The organism is Aerococcaceae bacterium DSM 111021, from assembly GCA_020112395.1.
Lineage (GTDB): Bacteria > Bacillota > Bacilli > Lactobacillales > Aerococcaceae > Ruoffia.
In genome coordinates, this window is the sequence record JACCEK010000011.1 from 1 (window position 1) to 616 (window position 616).

Annotated in this window: 1 protein-coding gene; it reads right to left on the reverse strand. The window is 51.3% G+C overall.

Annotated features, from left to right (window positions below; all coding sequences use genetic code 11):
* Nucleotides 1–616, reverse strand: a 616-nt coding sequence (locus HYQ40_11245) for a transposase (GenBank protein ID MBZ6528327.1), incomplete at its 3' end; no start/stop codon positions are given.

The following is a 616-nucleotide window of genomic DNA, read 5'->3' on the forward strand; positions in this document are numbered from 1 at the left end:
GGGGCAAGAAGGCGCCCACGAGGGGGGGAGAGGGAGACCAAGAGGCCATGAGCACATAAACGGGGCGACGCACAGCCAACGAAGAAAGCAGAGCGATCGCGAGGGCCCCGGGGCGGGTCCCCGCCGTCTTGTCGTAGAGGCGAAAGGCAAAAGGAAACGCTTGAGTCATCGTATGAACCATGAGCCAAACGAGAGAATGTCCCCAAATCGATTTTTTCTCTGCGTGACAATAGTGCCAATCACACCCTTGAATGGCGTGTGTTGCCCGTGACGAGGGCTTCGTTTTTTGGCAAATCGTATCATCGATCGAAACAAAAATGGGTTGATTCTCTCGTTTCGAGCTGCGTTCGACACGATGAAGCACCCACTGTTGGAGTTTGCGAAGCAGCGTCTCTTCCTCCCATGAGCTTTTCGTGAAAAAATGGCTCAGAGTCGTGCGATGGTTCGGATGAAAACTCCCATGATGTAGATCGGTCAGTGTTCCCGAAAAGCCCTTTGTAATCATCGCATCCACGATATGAACGAGATGCTTCATGACAGGTTTCGAGAAATAAAGGGCCAACCCCAACATCGTCAAAAACTTGTGGATTCCTTGGTGATGTGCTAATCTATTCAT